Below are 17,161 nucleotides of genomic sequence, written 5' to 3' on the forward strand. Positions count from 1 at the left end.
TTGACTAATATCAAAGGTGTTGGACCAATTCAGGCTAAGGGAGAATGCGAGCGGACAATAGCGACAATTCTGCAAATATTTTCATGGGACGATCCAGATCGCAGTATGACATCGCCAAATCGCTTAAAAATATTCACATTCTCAATATGAAAATTTTTTCATGAGCAAAGTAGAGCGCGATCACAAAATGGACAAAAAGCTAAAAGTGAGCGAAATCGCGGCGCGTACCGGGCTGTCGGTGAGCACGGTATCGCGGGTGCTGGCAGGGAAAGCGAATACCAGCGCCAGGGCTCGCCAGAGGGTACTGGAGTGCGCCCGCGAGCTGGGCGTGATGGAGGGGATCGCCGCCGGGCGAATGCTGCTCAACAACCTCGTGGTATTTGCCCCTCAGCGCGCTTTCGATGAACGCACGGATATTTACTACTATCGGGTGATTCAAAGCATCAATAGCGCCCTTATGCCGCATGAGGTACACCTGCGCTATTGCGCGCTGGAAGAGAACGACAGCGATGCCAATTTGTTTTTGCAGCGCATGCATGAAGCATCGACCCAGGCCGCTATTTTATTGGGTATCGACGATCCGCATATTCACGATCTGGCGGCCGATCTGGCGAAGCCCTGCGTGATGATCAACTGCCACGACGCCGGAATGCGTTTACCCTCCGTCGCACCGGATCATCGGCTGATCGGCCAGTTCGCCGCCCGGTATCTGTTTGAGATGGGGCATCAGGCGATCATGAACGTGATGTGCCTGCGTCGCTATACCATGGAGCTGCGTCTGCTGGGCATTAAGCAGGCATGGCGGGCGCGGAATCTCCATTTCGTTGATGGCAGGGATTTACTCGCCGTGGCCAACTTCAGCGCCAGGGATACCGAGGAAAAAGTCGGGGAGTGGCTGGATCAGCGCGGCGACGGCCCACTGCCGACGGCATTTCTGGTGGGCGGTGATTTTATGGCGGCAGGCACAATCGCCGCTTTACAAAAACGTGGTTTGCGCGTCCCGCAGGATGTTTCCGTCATGAGCATCGACGGCTTTAACCTGGCGGCGATTCAGGATGTACCGCTAACTGCCGTCCACGTCCCGCGCGATGAATTAGGCGTTGAAGCGGTACATTTGCTACAGCAGAGGCTGATCCGTCCCGATGCGCCGCACGGCGCGTTACTCCTGCATGGCACGCTGGCGGTACGTGATTCGGTGCGGCGGATACGCGCCGGTAACCGCCGTACCGCCGTTGAAGCTAAGGGGCTATATGACGATTAATTCGCCATCCCCAACGCGCGCTTACCGTGGATGTTTAAATCGTCCGGCGTGAAACGACCTTCCCAGCTGGCTTCATAATCCTCGCGCGGGAAGTCGCCCGGAGAGGCGCCGTGCGCCAGCGCGACTTTGACCTTCTGCGCGTAGGCGAGGTTTTTCTCACACATTGGCGCGGCGGGAATATACATCACGTTGCCCCAGCCCTGCTGATTTTCCACCGGCGCGACCGAGTGGATCACGTCGCAGTGCCACCATACCGAATCGCCCGCATTCAGCGCCGGAATAGAGCTTAAGGCTTTGATCAGCAGCGGGTGCCATTTTTCCGAAATCGGCAGCACCTTACCCGGCGCGACGCCGCACAGTTCATCATCCGGGACATCATCGAGCAGCGGACGCAGCAGCACATAAGCCATCGCTTCCGGGATCGGCACCACGTGCAGCAGGCCCTGATCGGGGATCATATCGGAGAGCGCGGTCCACCCCTGGAAGGTGCGGAACACCGAGCATTTGGTGGTGTTGTCGACCGTATACTCTTCGACTTCGGTGCGGTGCGCCGCGTCCCACGGGTCGTAAGCATCAATGTTGCCGTTAAACACGTCGGCAAACACTTTCTGATAGGCCGGCAGCAGCCAGCGCTCCAGGGCGCCGGAATCGGTATGCGCCCCCAGACCTTTCGAGGTGGTCCCCGGCGGGCGGCGGCGAATGCGGTCCGGGTAGATGACGCTGACATCCGGGTCGAACCATTGCTTGCCGTCGCGGTTAAACGTCCACAGACGGTTGAGGAACGACTGCACGGCAGCCATTTCATCGCTCTGTCGCGCCTGCATCTGCGCCTGGGACCAGTAAATTGGATAGATTTCCGGCCGTGATGCCTCCAGCGAGCCGAAAAAGGTATCGCCCGGGCCTCTGTAGACGTCATCAAAATGGTTGCGGTCGAGATAGTCGAGCATTGAGTTATCCCACGCCAGCGCCCGTTCACGAGAAAAATGGCCCTTGATGACCGCGCAGCCGCGACGCTTGATGAGCTCGCGCTGGGCCTCCGTGACCTGGCCACGCGCAATCGCCTCGAACGGGATTATCGGCCAGACGTCCTGGCCGCTGGCTTTAAGGGCGTCAATTTCTTCCAGACGCGCGGCGATACGCGCGGTCAGCCGATCGAACACCGCCTGTACATCGCCAATTTGCGCCCGCAGCTCCTGCTTGATCTGGCGGATAGCCGCTTTAGGATCGGCAGGTAAAGTTTCACTGGTATGGGTAACAGCCATGATGACCTCTCATCTTTCATTCGAAAGTTTTAAATCTTACATATGATAATTTAAGTTAAAATTAAGTTAATGCAAGTTTAAAATTATGCAGAGGTGCACAAAACGGGAAGCCGGGGCGGTCAACCCCGGCGCGGCGTTACTGATTGAAGGGGGCGGCGTGGTCGAGGACGGCCTGAATGACGTTCAGCGCGCCGTCGTGGTTGTTATCATCGGTGGCAAAACGCGACACCGCCTTGATGCTTTCGGCGGCGTTGGCCATCGCGAAAGAGTATTTCACCAGCTTGAGCATTTCCGTGTCGTTCGCGCTGTCGCCGATGGCCACGCACGCCTGCGGCGAGATGTTCCAGCGCTTCAGCAGGCGGCTGATGCCGTTGGCTTTATGCAGGCCGGGGATAATCAAATCGACGAAGCCGAAGCCGCTGGTGACCGGCTTCATAATGCCGTCCAGCGAGACGTGCAGTTTGTCGATAAGCTGCGGAATTTCGCTATCCGGCAGGTTAAGCGAAAACTTAAACAGCTTATCGTCGATGCCATGGTAGTTGCTAATACGCTGCAGACGATGGTAGTGCTTTGACATCAGCGCGACAAAGGCGTCGGGCGCGCGATCGCTGACGTAAGCGCTTTCGAGGCCGCAGGCGACAAAGTTGAGCTGCGGATCTTTGAGCAGTTCGCCAATTACCACCTGGGATTCATGACGGGTAAGTTCGCCGTGGAACAGCTGTTGACCGTGTTCGTAAACCAGCGCGCCGTTCTCGGCAACAAAGGAGATTTGGTCGCGGATTTCCGGAAAAAAAGAGATCAGCTGGTAGTACTGGTTGCCGCTGGCGACAACGAATTCAATACCCTGCTGCTGGAGTTGCGCGAACTGCGCAAGAAAACGCGAGCGGTCATACTGCTTGGCGTCATTGAGAAAAGTTCCGTCCATATCGGTGACGATAACTTTAACGGTCATAACACATGCTCCTGGCTTAACTTCGACCAGTAACATTCTAATTACAATGTGATGGGGAGCACAAATTTATTTCGAATGAAAGTTTGCATTCACCGATGTGCAGGAGAAAACCCCGGGTTGCGGCGTAAACGCCTTACCCGGGGCTCCGGCCCGCAAACGGCTAAGAACCTGTAGCCCGGCTAAGCGTAACGCAAGCCGGGGATGTTAGTTACAGCGTATGCTCGGTACGGGCGATAATATCGTCCTGAGCATCCGGCGACAGGGCGGTAAAGAACGCCGAGTAACCGGCCACGCGGACCACTAAATCACGGTACTGGTCGGGGTGTTTCTTCGCTTCCAGCAGCGTCTCGCGCGACACGATGTTGTACTGAATATGCCAGCCTTTGTGCACCTCGAAGAAGGTGCGCAGCAGCACCATCAGTTTCTGCTTATCCGACGCGTTCTCCAGCGTGGCCGGGTTCAGCTTCTGGTTAAGCAGTACGCCGCCGAGGATTGAGCCGGTCGGCAGTTTACCCACCGAGCTGATCACCGCGGTCGGCCCCAAGTGGTCGGTACCGGAGGCCGGGCTGGCCCCTTCCGCAAGCGGCGAGTGCGCTTTACGGCCATCCGGCGTCGCCATAGTCTGCGCGCCAAACGGCACGTTAGCGGAGATGGAGGAGGTACCGGCGTAATAGTTGCCGCCGATCGGGCCGCGGCCGTAGCGCGGGTTATGATACAGCTTCAGCTCGTCAATATAGGTCTGGTAGGCGCGAGCCAGCAGCATATCCACGCTGTCTTCATCGTTGCCGTATTTCGGCGCGCCGTTGATTAAGCGCTGGCGCAACTGCTCGTGGGTCAGGCCTTCGAAGTCTTCAGCCAGCGCCTTTGCCAGCGCCTGCTGGCCTATAACGCCCTGATCGAACACCAGCTTTTTCACCGCCGCCAGGCTGTTGCCAAGGTTAGCGATGCCGACCTGCAGACCGGAAACCCAGTCATATTTCGCGCCGCCCTGCTTGATGCTCTTCGCGCGCTCGATACAGTCATCAACCAGCGCCGAACAGAGAATATCGTGCACGTTCTCCTCCAGCATGGTGTCGACCACGTACTCAATCTCGATAGATTTGCGCGTGTAGTAGCGGATCTGTGTATCCCAGTCGGCCAGAACCTGTTCGAAGTTGTCGAAGTTACCTTTTGACAGCGCATGTTCCTGCGGTAGGAAAACCTGGCCGCTGGTGGCGTCGCGGCCACCTTCCAGGGTTGCCAGCATGACGCGGGCGAAGTTGATAAAGCTCATCCCGGTGCAACGATAGCCCCATTTGCCGCCGACGGCGGTTTCGATGCAGCCGATAGCGGCATAGTCGTACGCGTCCTGCGGCTCAATGCCGAGTTTGATAAATTCAGGAATAACGATTTCATCATTGTTGAACGCCGGCATGCCGAAGCCGCAGCGGATCACCTGCACGCACGCGTCGAGGAAGTCGTTGCTCATGCCCGCGTGGTAGCGCACGCTGAGGTTAGGCTGCGTCGAGCGCAGGCGACCGCAGGATTCTAGAATCGCGTAGGAGAGCGGGTTCACTGCATCTTGCGCTACGCCGCCCACCAGATTCTGGCCGCCGATGGTGACGTTCTGGTACAACGGGCTACCGGCGGACGCCTTAGAGTGCGAGCCGGAGCGAATTTTGTTCACCTCAAGCAGCTTCAGCCAGCAGCAGTGCAGCAGCTCGATGGCGTGTTCGCGATCCAATGATTGTGCCAGCTCAACGTCGCGGCGGTAGTAAGGGTAGAGATACTGGTCCATGCGGCCGAAAGAGACCGAGTGGCCGTTGGATTCGATCTGCAGAATCAGCTGGATGAAATAGCACAGCTGCAGCGCCTGCCAGAAGGTCTTCGGCGGCTCGTGGGCGATGATATCGCAGTTTTCGGCTATCGCCAGCAGTTCGTCGCGGCGGGATTCGCGGATCTCCGTCGCGGCCATGCTGCGCGCCAGCCCGGCGTAGCGCTTACAGTGTTCGCTGACCGCTTCCAGCACGATATCAATGGCTTTGAGGAACTGCTCGCCGTGCAGATCTTCAAGCACGGTCAGGTTAATGCGCGAACGGCGCTCGGCGACTTTCGCTCGCATGCCGTCGAGGCCTTTTTCCAGCAGCAGCGGATAGTTGACCGCAAGGTGAGCATCGCCGGAGGTCATATTGCCTTCCGCTTTGATAATGCCGGTCGCCAGCAGCGCTTTTTGCTCGTCGGTAAACATGCCATAGCAGCGATCCTGTACGGTTTGACCGCGCCACCACGGGCACACTTCGTGGAGCACACGTTTGTTCTCTTCGCTAACGGCAAAACCGGCGCCGGGGCGATCGGCGAGGTCGTCGATCTCTTTTTCGATCCAGCTTACGGTGTATTCCGGGAAGATGGGCGCCGCGCGAACTTCGCTGGCCTGGTTGCCGACAATCAGTTCATCGTGCTTAATCCAGATCGTGCGTTCCGCCAGGTGATGAGCCAGCGCCAGCGCGCGGCGTACCGGGATCGGTTTATCCAGGTGCTGCTGATAGGCTTCGGTATAGTGCAGGGCGCGCTCAGTACAGACCGGCGGCTTAACGATATGCACCAGCGCCATTTTATGCGCCTGAATGCGCGGGCTCAGAGTATCCAGTTTCAATGTTGTCATAGGGTTATCCTCGTAGAGTCGCCGTTAAACCTTTGCTCTGAGCATAGTGCTGCGCGAAGGCGAGCAGCTCGGGGGCAGCAAGCGGTTTGTCCGGAGCGGTATAGGGCTGACTGAGTAATTGGTATTTATTCATTCCTAACGTGTGGTACGGCAGGAAATGGATCTCGCCGACCTTTAAGCGGTCAGCGGCAAAATCGGTAATGGCGGCAATATCGCTTTCGTTAGCGTTAAAGCCCTGGATCAACGGCACGCGAATGATGATTTTCTTTCCGGCCTGCGCGACGCGCTGCAGATTATTCAGCACCCGGCGGGCGCTGCCGTCCGTCCACTGCTGGAAAATCGCTTCGTTAACGTGCTTGAGGTCGGCGAGAAACAGGTCGATAAACGGCAAAGAGGGCTCAACGTATTTCCACGGCACGTGCAGACAGGTTTCGACCGCGGTGTGGATCCCCGCGTTGTGGCTGGCCTCAAACAGCTGTCGGGCCAGCCCGGGATTCATAAACGGCTCACCGCCGGAAAGCGTGACGCCGCCGCCGCTGCGATCGTAGAATGGCTTGTCGCGCAGTACCGTGGCCATAATCTCGTCGACGCTTTTCTCTTCGCCGCACACGGTTAATGCCGTCGTCGGGCAGCAGTCGCGCAATTTGCCGATATGCGCATCGGTGAGCTTTTCGCGGTGGATAATCAGACCGTCCAGCTTGCGGGTAATCACCTCCGGCGCAGCCTGCTGGCAGAGGTCGCAGCCGTCCAGGCAAAGGCGGGCGTCATACAGCAAATCCGCCGTGCGGGCGCGGCTTTCCGGGTTCTGGCACCAGCGGCAGCCCAGCGAACACCCTTTGAGGAAGACGACAGTGCGGATCCCCGGGCCGTCATGGGTTGAATAACGCTGAATGTTGAAGATCATGATTCACCCTCTTATTTGCATATGAAGATTAAATTACTTTCGAATGAAAGTTGCATTGATATAAATCAACAAGCACAGCGAGGGGGAGAAACGGAGGCGAAAAAGTCTCGGCGGGTCACAAAACGTCCGGCGGCGGTGCCGCCGGAAAAGGGTCAGGGCGTACCGCACACCTCGCAGTGAGGGTTTCGCGGCAGCTTCATTTCGCGGAACTGGCAGCGCATGGCGTCGTACATCACGATTTTGCCGGTCGCCGGGCTGCCGTAGCGGGTCAGCAGCTTAATCGCCTCCATCGCCTGTAGCGAACCAATGGTGCCAACCAGCGGCGCCATGACGCCGGCTTCGACGCAGGTGAGGGCGTTGTCGCCAAACAGGCGGCTCAGGCAGCGGTAGCAGGGTTCATTTTCCTGATACGTAAAGACGCTGATTTGCCCCTCCATGCGAATCGCCGCGCCGGAGACCAGCGGCGTTTTATGGCGGAAACATCCGGCGTTGAGCTGGTTACGGATCGCGACGTTGTCGGTACAGTCGAGCACCAGATCGTGGGCGGCGATTTGCGCCGCCAGCGCCGCGTCTTCCAGCCGCGCGTTGAGCGCCGTGAGCTGAACGTGGGGATTAATCCGCGCCAGCGCGGCGCGGGCGGAGTCGACCTTCGGCTGGCCGATGGCGGCGTCGCTGTGCAGGGTCTGACGCTGAAGGTTGGAGAGCGAGACGGTGTCGAAATCGAGCAGGGTTAGCTGGCCGACGCCTGCCGCCGCCAGATACTGCGCGGCGGCACAGCCCAGCCCGCCGAGGCCGACGACCAGCACGCGGGAGGCTTTCAGCTGCTCCTGACCGTCAAAATCGAAATCGCGGAGAATAATCTGCCGGTTATAGCGCAGCATCTCCGCATCGCTCAACTCCACGCTCATTACAGCCCTCCGAACAGATGATTAAACGGCTCAACGTCCACCCATTCGCCCGCTTCCACGCTGCCGCGCTCGCGCTCCAGCACGATAAAGCAGTTGCCGAGGCTGAATGAACTGAAGATATGCGAGCCCTGGTGACCGGTGCTGCTAACCACCAGCTCGCCGTCCGGGCCGCGTTGCAGCACGCCGCGTTGAAAATCGAGGCGGCCCGGCGATTTCTTCAGGCCGGAGGCGGCGCGCACGCGCAGGCGCATCGGCTGAGCTTGCCCGACGTTGCCGGACAGCTTCGCCAACAGCGGCTGAACCAGCTGGTAGAAGGTCAGCGTTGCGGAAACCGGGTTGCCCGGCAGGCCGCAGAACCAGCTGTGGCTAAGCTTGCCGAAAGCGAAAGGTTTTCCCGGCTTGATCGCCAGCTTCCAGAAGCCGATTTCCCCCAGCTCTTCGAGAATCGCTTTGGTGTAGTCCGCTTCGCCGACGGAAACGCCGCCGGAGCTAATCACCACATCGGCCTGCTGGTCAGCCTGAATAAAGGCTTCGCGCAGTTTAGCCGGGTCGTCGGGAATAATGCCGAGGTTAATCACTTCGCAGCCCAGCTCCTGCAGCATCAGGTGTACCGCCAGGCGGTTGGTATCGTAAATTTGCCCATCGGCCAGCGGCTGGCCCGGCAGCTGAAGTTCATCGCCGGTGGAGAACACCGCCACCCGCACTTTACGCACCACGTCAACCTCGGCAATGCCCAGCGAGGCGATGACCGGTAGCTCGGCGGCGGTCAGGCGTGTTCCCGCGGGGAAGACGACCGCGCCATGGGCGATATCTTCGCCGAGACGACGGATATTCTGCCCGCTTTTCACCGGGGCGATAAAGCGAATCCCGTCATCGGTTTGTTCGGTCTGCTCCTGCATGACCACCGCGTCGCAGCCTTCCGGTACCGGCGCGCCGGTCATAATGCGGATACAGGCGCCTGCCGGCCAGACGCCGTTATAAGGTTGACCGGCGAAGGCCTTGCCCGCTACCGGCAGCGCTGCGCCGTCGGCGAGATCCGCCAGGCGTACGGCGTAGCCGTCCATTGCCGAGTTATCAAAACCGGGCACGTTGAGCGGCGAAACGAGATCATGGGCGGTTACGCGCGAAAAGGCCTGCAACAGCGGTACGGTTTCCGTCGCATTCAGCGGCGTAATACGAGTGAGCATCTGGGTCAGGGCTGTGTCGAGCGGCATCAGTCCGGCGGTAAAATCCATGTGTTTCTCCTGCGGGCAAACATCGAAAACGCCTATTATGGCAGAAAAGAGGGGCGGGCTATATCCCACCAGGGGACAAGCTTTACATCATCGTCCGCTCTTTCTATATTCAAAAATTGTATAGGACAGTCAGCACGATAATGATATTTATACACTTTATCGGTAAGGAACGGCGTAATGGGTAAGGCGGTTATAGCAATTCACGGCGGGGCCGGGGCGATTAGCCGCGCGCAGATGACGCCGGCGCGTGAGCGGGAGTACGTAACGGCGCTGGCGGCGATTGTCGATAGCGGACAAAAAATGCTGGCGGCCGGGGCCAGCGCGCTGGATGCGGTAACTGAAGCGGTCCGGCTGCTGGAGGAGTGCCCGTTATTTAACGCTGGTATTGGCTCGGTATTTACCCGCGATACCCGCCATGAACTCGATGCCTGCGTGATGGATGGTTGCCGCTTGCAGGCCGGCGCCGTCGCGGGAGTTCAGCATTTACGTAATCCGGTGCTGGCGGCGCGCCTGGTGCTGGAACAGAGCCCGCACGTGCTGTTGATTGGCGAGGGGGCGGAAGCGTTTGCCGCTACCCACGGTATGGAACACGTCGATAACAGCCTGTTTTCGACCCCCGAGCGCTTGCTGCAGCTGCGTCAGGCGCAGGAGGGCGGCGATATCGTGCTCGACCACCACGCCGCACCGCTGGATGAGCGGCACAAAATGGGCACCGTCGGCGCGGTTGCGCTGGATCTGGCGGGTAACCTCGCGGCGGCGACGTCAACCGGCGGTATGACCAATAAGCTGCCGGGACGCGTCGGCGATAGCCCGCTGCCGGGGGCGGGCTGCTATGCCAATAACGCCAGCGTCGCCGTTTCCTGTACCGGCACCGGCGAAGTGTTTATGCGTACGCTGGCGGCCTACGATATTTCGGCGCTGGTGGAGTACAGCCAACTTAGCCTGCAGGAGGCCTGCGAAAGGGTGGTGATGGAGAAACTTCCTGCGCTGGGCGGCAGCGGTGGCCTGATCGCCGTCGACCGTGAAGGCAACGTGGCGCTGCCGTTTAATAGCGAAGGCATGTACCGGGCCTGGTGTTATGCGGGTGATACGCCCACGATTGGTATTTATCGCGAATAAGAGGAAAGGGCGTTGCCGCATAGTCAAGAAATCGATGCTAATGATGTTCTGCAGGTGCGCGGCCTGAACGTCGCGTTTAGCCAGCAGCCGCAGGCTTTTTCCGCCGTTCGCGACCTGTCGTTTACCCTGCGGCGCGGCGAGACGCTGGCGATTGTCGGCGAGTCCGGCTCGGGGAAATCGGTAACGTCGCTGGCACTGATGCGCCTGCTCGATCGGGCGGTCAGCGAAGTGCGCAGTGATGCGCTGCTGCTGCGTCGTCGCAACCGGCAGGTGATTGAGCTGAGCGAACAGTCTGACGCCGATATGCGCGGCGTGCGCGGCGCGGATATGGCGATGATCTTTCAGGAGCCGATGACCTCGCTGAATCCGGTCTTCACCATCGGTGAACAGATTGCCGAGTCGATTCGATTACATCAGGGCCTGAAGCATGATGAGGCCCTGCGCGAAGCGAAAAAAATGCTCGATCAGGTACGCATTCCGGAAGCGGAAGCCATGCTGTCGCGCTTTCCGCATCAGCTTTCCGGCGGTATGCGTCAGCGGGTGATGATCGCCATGGCGCTCTCCTGCCGTCCGGCGGTGCTGATTGCCGATGAACCGACGACCGCGCTGGATGTGACTATCCAGGCGCAAATTTTGCAGCTGATCGCCGTTCTGCAAAAAGAGATGTCGATGGGCGTTATCTTCATTACCCACGATATGGGCGTGGTGGCCGATATCGCCGACCGCGTGCTGGTGATGTATCGCGGCGAAGCGGTGGAGACCGGCAGCGTGGAGGAGATTTTCCGCGCGCCGCAGCACCCATATACCCAGGCGCTGCTGGCCGCGGTGCCGAGGCTGGGCGCGATGCATGGCACCTCTCTGCCGCGCCGTTTCCCGCTGCTGAACCAAAGCCCGTCGCCAGAGGAGCAGAACACTGTTGTGGCCGGGGATCCGATCCTCAAAGTTCGCGATCTGGTCGCGCGCTTCCCGCTGCGCAGCGGCATTCTCAACCGTATTACCCGTGAAGTGCATGCGGTCGAAAAAGTCAGCTTTGATTTATGGCCCGGCGAAACCTTAAGCCTGGTAGGGGAGTCCGGCTGCGGTAAATCGACCACCGGACGGGCGTTGCTGCGTCTGGTGGAAACCCAGGGCGGCAGCATTACCTTCAACGGTCAGCGGATTGATACGCTGACGGGCGGTAAGCTTCAGGCGCTGCGTCGCGATATCCAGTTTATTTTCCAGGACCCTTACGCTTCCCTCGACCCGCGGCAAACGGTGGGCTATTCGATTATGGAGCCGCTGCGCGTGCACCGCCTGCTGGAGGGAGATGCTGCTCGTGAACGTGTCGCCTGGCTACTGGAACGTGTCGGACTGGAGCCGGAACATGCCTGGCGCTATCCGCACGAGTTTTCCGGCGGTCAGCGCCAGCGCATTTGTATTGCCCGCGCGCTGGCGCTCAATCCAAAAGTGGTGATTGCCGATGAGTCGGTATCGGCGCTGGACGTGTCGATACGCGCGCAAATTATCAATCTGATGCTCGATTTGCAGCGCGAGATGGGCATCGCATTTCTGTTTATTTCCCATGACATGGCGGTGGTTGAGCGCATCAGCCACCGCGTGGCGGTGATGTATCGAGGGCGCATTGTCGAAATTGGCCCACGCCGCGCGGTGTTTGAAAACCCGCAGCATCCCTATACCCGTAAACTGATGGCCGCTGTTCCGGTGGCCGACCCTGCGCATCGTCGTCCGCAGCGCGTGCTGCTCTCCGACGAGCTGCCGGGGAATATCTTCAGACGGGGCGAAGAGGGGGTGAGTACGCCGTTACAGCAGGTTGGGCCAGGGCACTTTGTCGCCAGAGAGTCCGCCGCCGACGTGCTGGCACGATAACAACGACATCCATAATGCAGCATTTCAGGAGAACAACATGACTCAACGCGTTTCAGGCAAATGGCTGTTGGCGCTGGGCGTCGCTTCGGCGCTGGCAGCGACGCCGGCTTTTGCCGCAAAAGATGTGGTGGTGGCGGTCGGTTCTAACTTTACGACCCTCGACCCCTATGATGCTAACGACACGCTGTCGCAGGCGGTGGCGAAGTCTTTCTATCAGGGGCTGTTCGGCCTGGATAAAGAGATGAAACTGCATAACGTGCTGGCGGAAAGCTATACCGTTTCTCCGGACGGGCTGGTTTATACCATTAAGCTGCACCCGGGGGTGAAGTTCCAGGACGGTACCGAGTTTAATGCCGAAGCGGTCAAGGCCAACCTCGATCGCGCCAGCAATCCGGAAAATCATCTCAAGCGCTATAACCTGTATAAAAATATCGCCAGCACCGAGGCGGTTGACCCGACGACGGTGAAAATTACTCTCAAACAACCTTTCTCGGCGTTTATTAATATCCTGGCCCACCCGGCGACGGCGATGATTTCTCCGGCGGCGCTGAAGAAATATGGTAAAGAGATTGGTTTCCATCCGGTCGGCACCGGCCCGTACCAGCTCGACACCTGGAATCAGACCGACTTCGTTAAAGTGAAGAAGTTCGCCGGTTACTGGCAGCCGGGGCTGCCGAAGCTGGACTCCATTACCTGGCGTCCGGTCGTGGATAACAATACCCGCGCGGCGATGCTGCAGACCGGCGAAGCGCAGTTTGCGTTCCCGATCCCCTACGAGCAGGCGCCGCTGCTGGCGAAAAACAGCAAGCTGGAGCTGGTGGCCAGCCCATCAATTATGCAGCGCTATATCAGCATGAACGTGACGCAGAAGCCGTTCGATAACCCTAAAGTGCGCGAGGCGATTAACTACGCCATCAACCGTCAGGCGCTGGTGAAAGTGGCCTTTGCGGGCTATGCCACTCCGGCGACCGGCGTGGTGCCGCCGTCTATTGCCTACGCTGAAACCTACAGCGCCTGGCCGTACGATCCGGCCAGGGCCCGCGAGCTGCTGAAAGAGGCCGGCTATCCCAATGGATTTAGCACCACGCTGTGGTCGTCTCACAACCACAGCACGGCGCAGAAAGTGCTGCAGTTTACCCAGCAGCAGCTGGCGCAGGTGGGCATTAAAGCGCAACTGACGGCGATGGATGCGGGCCAACGCGCGGCGGAGGTGGAAGGTAAGGGGCAGAAAGAGAGCGGCGTACGCATGTTCTACACAGGCTGGTCGGCGTCGACCGGGGAAGCGGACTGGGCGCTGTCGCCGCTTTTCGCGTCGCAAAACTGGCCGCCGACCCTGTTTAATACCGCTTTCTATAGCAATCCTCAGGTCGATAAAGATCTCAACGACGCGCTGAAAACCACCGATGCGCAGGAAAAAACGCGGCTGTATAAGGACGCGCAGGATACTATCTGGAAAGAGTCGCCGTGGGTGCCGCTGGTGGTCGAAAAACTGGTCTCAGCACACAGTAAAAATCTGACCGGATTCTATATCCAGCCGGATACCGGATTTAGCTTTGAACAGGCGGATCTTAAGTAGATAGCTGTGGGTCCCCGGGCGCAGGCTGCGGGGACTTCGCGCAAGGAGAAGCATGCTCAATTATGTGATTAAACGCCTGCTGGGGCTGATCCCCACGCTGCTGATTGTGGCGGTGCTGGTGTTTCTGTTCGTGCATATGCTGCCCGGGGATCCGGCGCGGCTGATTGCCGGGCCGGAAGCTGATGCTCAGGTGGTGGGAATGGTGCGCCAGCAGCTGGGGCTCGATCGGCCGCTGCACGTGCAGTTCTGGCACTATATCAGCAATATTGTGCAGGGGGATTTCGGTACCTCGATGGCCTCGCGTCGCCCGGTAAGCAGCGAAATCGCTAGCCGTTTTATGCCGACATTCTGGCTGACGCTCGCCAGCATGAGCTGGGCAGTGGTGTTCGGGATGGCGGCGGGGATCGTGGCGGCAGTCTGGCGCAACCGCTGGCCGGATCGCCTGGGGATGGCGCTGGCGGTGACTGGGATCTCGTTCCCGGCGTTTGCGCTCGGCATGCTGTTGATGCAGGTCTTTTCCGTTGAGCTGGGCTGGCTGCCGACGGTGGGCGCGGACAGCTGGCGCCACTATATTCTGCCTTCGCTGACCCTGGGCGCCGCGGTGGCGGCGGTAATGGCGCGCTTTACCCGCGCCTCGTTCGTTGATGTCCTGCATGAAGATTACATGCGTACCGCGCGGGCGAAAGGCGTCAGCGAAACGCTGGTGGTGCTCAAGCACGGCCTGCGCAACGCGATGATCCCGGTGGTGACCATGATGGGGCTGCAGTTCGGCTTTTTGCTCGGGGGGTCAATCGTGGTGGAGAAGGTCTTTAACTGGCCAGGCCTCGGACGTCTGCTGGTGGACTCGGTGGAGATGCGCGACTATCCGGTGATTCAGGCGGAAGTCCTCCTGTTTTCGCTGGAGTTTATTCTTATTAATTTAGTGGTGGACGTGCTGTATGCCGCCATTAATCCAGCTATCAGGTACAAGTAAGGTGCGATTGCTCAACTGGAGAAGACAAGCGGCTATCAACGCGATGCCGGGGATTAAACCCGGGCAGATACGTACCCCATGGCACGAGTTCTGGCGGCGGTTTCGCCGTCAGCCGGTGGCGATGGGGGCTGGGATATTTGTCCTGCTGCTGATCGCGGTGGCGATCGTGGCGCCGTGGATTGCGCCGTTCGATGCGGAAAACTATTTTGACTACGACCGACTCAACGACGGCCCGTCGATGATGCACTGGTTCGGCGTTGATTCGCTGGGGCGGGATATCTTCAGTCGGGTGCTGGTGGGGGCGCAGATCTCGCTGGCCGCAGGGGTACTGGCGGTATTCATCGGCGCGACCATTGGCACCGTACTTGGACTACTGGCCGGATACTACGAAGGCTGGTGGGATCGCATCATTATGCGTATCTGTGACGTGCTCTTCGCTTTCCCGGGGATTTTGCTGGCAATTGCGGTCGTGGCGGTAATGGGAAGCGGAATGTCGAACGTGATTATCGCGGTGGCGATCTTCTCGATCCCGGCATTTGCGCGTCTGGTGCGCGGTAATACCCTGGTGCTTAAGCAGCAGACCTTTATTGAGTCGGCGCGCAGCATTGGCGCCAGCGATGCCAACATCCTGTTTAATCACATCTTGCCCGGAACGGTATCGTCGATTGTGGTCTACTTTACAATGCGTATTGGCGTGTCGATTATCTCCGCCGCCAGCCTGTCATTTCTGGGGCTTGGCGCGCAACCGCCGACGCCGGAGTGGGGGGCGATGCTCAACGAAGCGCGGGCGGATATGGTGATGGCGCCGCACGTGGCGCTGTTCCCGGCAATCGCGATTTTCCTGACGGTGCTGGCGTTTAACCTGCTGGGTGACGGACTACGCGATGCGCTGGATCCGAGGATAAAAGGGTAGGCGTTCGAGGATTGCGCAGCCCGGACAGGTGTCCGGGAAAGCACTCCGCACGTTAATCCTGTGCGGTTTTGTCGTCCGGATAAGGCGCGCGAGCGCCGTTATCCGGGATACGGTCAGCGGGCGAAATTAAACCCGGCTGCCCCACAGATCGTATTCGTCGGCGTGTTCGACTTTCACCCGCACAACGTCGCCCGGTTTGACTTTACTCTCACCGTTCAGGTACACCGCGCCGTCGATTTCCGGCGCATCGGCCATGCTGCGGCCAATTGCCCCTTCTTCATCCACTTCGTCGATCAGCACCATAATTTCGCGACCGACTTTCTCCTGCAGGCGCTCGGCGGAGATCTGCTGCTGCAGCTGCATAAAGCGGTTCCAGCGCTCTTCTTTCACCTCTTCCGGTACCTGATCCGCCAGTTCGTTGGCGGTTGCGCCTTCAACCGGGCTGTATTTGAAGCAGCCGACGCGGTCGAGGCGAGCTTCTTTCAGGAAGTCGAGCAGCATCTGGAAATCGTCTTCCGTTTCGCCCGGGAAGCCGACGATAAAGGTCGAACGCAGGGTAAGTTCGGGACAAACTTCACGCCACTGCTTGATGCGCGCCAGCTGGCGGTCTGCGGAGCCCGGGCGTTTCATCATTTTGAGAATACGCGGGCTGGCGTGCTGCAGCGGAATATCGAGATAAGGCAGAATTTTACCTTCCGCCATCAGCGGGATCACATCATCAACGTGCGGGTACGGATAGACGTAGTGCAGGCGTACCCAGATACCGAGCTTCGCCAGCTCTTCGCACAGGCTAACCATGCTGGTTTTGACCGGCATACCGTTGTGGAAGCCGCTGCGATGTTTGACATCAACGCCGTAGGCGGAGGTGTCCTGAGAGATTACCAGCAGCTCTTTGACGCCGGCGTCGGCCAGGCGTTTGGCTTCCGCCAGCACTTCGCCAATCGGACGGCTGACCAGATCGCCGCGCATGGACGGGATGATGCAGAAGGTGCAGCGATGGTTGCAGCCTTCGGAAATTTTTAAGTAAGCGTAATGACGCGGCGTCAGCTTCACGCCCTGTTCCGGCACCAGGCTCAGGAATGGGTTATGTTTAGGCTTCGGCGCGTAGTGATGGACGTGTTCCAGCACTTGTTCATAGCTGTGCGGCCCGGTAATTTCCAGCACCTTCGGATGCACTTCGCGGATCTGATCTTCTTTTGCGCCCAGGCAGCCGGTGACGATCACTTTGCCGTTTTCTTTCAACGCTTCGCCAATCGCTTCCAGCGACTCCTGCACGGCGCTATCGATAAAGCCGCAGGTGTTAACGATAACCATATCAGCGTTATCGTAGGAGGGAACCACGTCATATCCTTCGGTGCGCAGTTCAGTCAGGATACGTTCTGAGTCCACGAGATTTTTCGGGCAGCCCAGAGAGACAAAGCCGATCTTCGGCTGATGGGTGACATTGCTCATAGCTTAAAAAGTGTTCAATTATTGGGATGGTCAGGGCAGGGATTCTACAGAGATCGGCGGAAAGTTTATACTCCTTTTCTTGTTAGCCCGGCGATATCC

13 protein-coding genes are annotated in these 17,161 nt (G+C 58.9%); 6 read left to right on the plus strand and 7 right to left on the minus strand.

Annotated features, from left to right (window positions below; all coding sequences use genetic code 11):
- Positions 1 to 160 precede the first annotated feature (160 nt).
- Positions 161 to 1,261 (plus strand): LacI family DNA-binding transcriptional regulator, encoded by a 1,101-nt coding sequence (locus tag IYV58_RS08750; RefSeq protein WP_004130783.1) that lies wholly within the window; start codon positions 161 to 163, stop codon positions 1,259 to 1,261.
- Here IYV58_RS08750 and IYV58_RS08755 read toward each other — a convergent pair.
- The 6 genes from IYV58_RS08755 to moeA all read right to left on the minus strand — a co-directional run bounded on the left by IYV58_RS08755 (position 1,258) and on the right by moeA (position 9,163).
- Entirely contained in the window at positions 1,258 to 2,523 is a 1,266-nt protein-coding gene (locus tag IYV58_RS08755) for a DUF1479 domain-containing protein (protein WP_172879782.1), read from the minus strand. The two genes, IYV58_RS08750 and IYV58_RS08755, sit on opposite strands and share 4 nt — an antisense overlap.
- 136 nt (positions 2,524 to 2,659) lie before the next feature.
- The gene (locus tag IYV58_RS08760; RefSeq protein WP_004130787.1) at positions 2,660 to 3,475 is read right to left on the minus strand and encodes a Cof-type HAD-IIB family hydrolase; all 816 of its coding nucleotides are present in this window, start codon (positions 3,473 to 3,475) and stop codon (positions 2,660 to 2,662) included.
- 208 nt (positions 3,476 to 3,683) lie between these two features.
- A complete protein-coding gene (locus tag IYV58_RS08765) occupies positions 3,684 to 6,116 on the minus strand; it encodes a formate C-acetyltransferase/glycerol dehydratase family glycyl radical enzyme (protein WP_004130789.1) in 2,433 nt (810 codons plus the stop codon).
- A gap of 4 nt (positions 6,117 to 6,120) precedes the next feature.
- Positions 6,121 to 7,020: a glycyl-radical enzyme activating protein gene (locus IYV58_RS08770; protein WP_004130791.1), complete on the minus strand. Its 900-nt coding sequence runs from the start codon at positions 7,018 to 7,020 to the stop codon at positions 6,121 to 6,123.
- A gap of 152 nt (positions 7,021 to 7,172) precedes the next feature.
- On the minus strand, positions 7,173 to 7,928 hold the full coding sequence (gene moeB, locus IYV58_RS08775; protein WP_004130792.1) for a molybdopterin-synthase adenylyltransferase MoeB: 756 nt from the start codon (positions 7,926 to 7,928) through the stop codon (positions 7,173 to 7,175).
- Complete coding sequence (gene moeA / locus IYV58_RS08780; RefSeq protein WP_004130793.1) at positions 7,928 to 9,163, minus strand: molybdopterin molybdotransferase MoeA; 1,236 nt, start codon at positions 9,161 to 9,163, stop codon at positions 7,928 to 7,930. Before moeA ends, moeB begins: the two co-directional genes overlap by 1 nt.
- Positions 9,164 to 9,340: 177 nt before the next feature.
- Here moeA and iaaA point away from each other — a divergent pair, with 177 nt between their 5' ends.
- From iaaA to gsiD, 5 genes are read left to right on the plus strand one after another with little or no spacing between them, the layout of a single operon-like run.
- On the plus strand, positions 9,341 to 10,282 hold the full coding sequence (iaaA, locus tag IYV58_RS08785; RefSeq protein ID WP_004130794.1) for a beta-aspartyl-peptidase: 942 nt from the start codon (positions 9,341 to 9,343) through the stop codon (positions 10,280 to 10,282).
- Between the two features lie 12 nt (positions 10,283 to 10,294).
- Positions 10,295 to 12,148, plus strand: a complete 1,854-nt coding sequence (gsiA, locus tag IYV58_RS08790; protein WP_004130795.1) for a glutathione ABC transporter ATP-binding protein GsiA — start codon at positions 10,295 to 10,297, stop codon at positions 12,146 to 12,148.
- A 37-nt stretch (positions 12,149 to 12,185) separates the two neighbouring features.
- Positions 12,186 to 13,724, plus strand: a complete 1,539-nt coding sequence (gsiB, locus tag IYV58_RS08795) for a glutathione ABC transporter substrate-binding protein GsiB (RefSeq protein WP_004130796.1) — start codon at positions 12,186 to 12,188, stop codon at positions 13,722 to 13,724.
- A 52-nt stretch (positions 13,725 to 13,776) separates the two neighbouring features.
- The gene (gsiC, locus tag IYV58_RS08800; protein WP_004130799.1) at positions 13,777 to 14,697 is read left to right on the plus strand and encodes a glutathione ABC transporter permease GsiC; all 921 of its coding nucleotides are present in this window, start codon (positions 13,777 to 13,779) and stop codon (positions 14,695 to 14,697) included.
- Position 14,698: 1 nt separating this feature from the next.
- The gene (gsiD, locus tag IYV58_RS08805; protein ID WP_139529717.1) at positions 14,699 to 15,610 is read left to right on the plus strand and encodes a glutathione ABC transporter permease GsiD; all 912 of its coding nucleotides are present in this window, start codon (positions 14,699 to 14,701) and stop codon (positions 15,608 to 15,610) included.
- Between the two features lie 126 nt (positions 15,611 to 15,736).
- Here gsiD and rimO read toward each other — a convergent pair whose 3' ends face one another.
- A complete protein-coding gene (rimO, locus tag IYV58_RS08810) occupies positions 15,737 to 17,062 on the minus strand; it encodes a 30S ribosomal protein S12 methylthiotransferase RimO (RefSeq protein ID WP_049111940.1) in 1,326 nt (441 codons plus the stop codon).
- Positions 17,063 to 17,161 lie beyond the last annotated feature (99 nt).

The organism is Klebsiella sp. BDA134-6 (assembly GCF_015601345.1).
GTDB classification, from domain to species: domain Bacteria; phylum Pseudomonadota; class Gammaproteobacteria; order Enterobacterales; family Enterobacteriaceae; genus Klebsiella; species Klebsiella grimontii.

Bases quoted from the DNA above. Each gene is read 5' to 3' on its own strand.
- IYV58_RS08750 (WP_004130783.1), top strand. From the start codon at position 161: ATGAGCAAAGTAGAGCGCGATCACAAAATGGACAAAAAGCTAAAAGTG.
- IYV58_RS08755 (WP_172879782.1), bottom strand. From the start codon at position 2,523: ATGGCTGTTACCCATACCAGTGAAACTTTACCTGCCGATCCTAAAGCG.
- IYV58_RS08760 (WP_004130787.1), bottom strand. From the start codon at position 3,475: ATGACCGTTAAAGTTATCGTCACCGATATGGACGGAACTTTTCTCAAT.
- IYV58_RS08765 (WP_004130789.1), bottom strand. From the start codon at position 6,116: ATGACAACATTGAAACTGGATACTCTGAGCCCGCGCATTCAGGCGCAT.
- IYV58_RS08770 (WP_004130791.1), bottom strand. From the start codon at position 7,020: ATGATCTTCAACATTCAGCGTTATTCAACCCATGACGGCCCGGGGATC.
- moeB (WP_004130792.1), bottom strand. From the start codon at position 7,928: ATGAGCGTGGAGTTGAGCGATGCGGAGATGCTGCGCTATAACCGGCAG.
- moeA (WP_004130793.1), bottom strand. From the start codon at position 9,163: ATGGATTTTACCGCCGGACTGATGCCGCTCGACACAGCCCTGACCCAG.
- iaaA (WP_004130794.1), top strand. From the start codon at position 9,341: ATGGGTAAGGCGGTTATAGCAATTCACGGCGGGGCCGGGGCGATTAGC.
- gsiB (WP_004130796.1), top strand. From the start codon at position 12,186: ATGACTCAACGCGTTTCAGGCAAATGGCTGTTGGCGCTGGGCGTCGCT.
- gsiC (WP_004130799.1), top strand. From the start codon at position 13,777: ATGCTCAATTATGTGATTAAACGCCTGCTGGGGCTGATCCCCACGCTG.
- rimO (WP_049111940.1), bottom strand. From the start codon at position 17,062: ATGAGCAATGTCACCCATCAGCCGAAGATCGGCTTTGTCTCTCTGGGC.